The sequence below is a fragment of the Bacillus sp. SIMBA_074 genome, from assembly GCF_046534555.1.
In the GTDB taxonomy this organism is placed as follows: Bacteria; Bacillota; Bacilli; order Bacillales; family Bacillaceae_G; genus Bacillus_A; species Bacillus_A mycoides.
On record NZ_JAWRYM010000914.1, the window covers coordinates 1 to 252 of the forward strand.

General features: G+C 44.8%; 1 protein-coding gene. It reads right to left on the reverse strand.

Annotation, left to right across the window (positions count from 1 at the left end; all coding sequences use genetic code 11):
• On the reverse strand, nucleotides 1-252 hold a 252-nt coding region (locus SB773_RS33435), incomplete at both ends, for an SET domain-containing protein-lysine N-methyltransferase (RefSeq protein ID WP_410594752.1).

Here is a 252-nt window from a genome sequence, read left to right on the forward strand (position 1 = left end):
CTACACATGTGGCATAAAAGCTGTGGTTCACGTACCGAGCTTTATCCCAGCACAGAATGTATTTCCCGTACTGGTTTCTGAACGAATATTTTTGCACATCCTGCTTTCGTAATGGGTCCAGTTTTTCCACAAAGGAAAGGTCTAATACCTGATCCAAATCATCCATGGCCCATACGATCGTTCCTTTGGGAATGAACTTCGTCGCGAACACACCGTACCCGATCTCGTCGTTGATATAACGCAGTTCTGTAT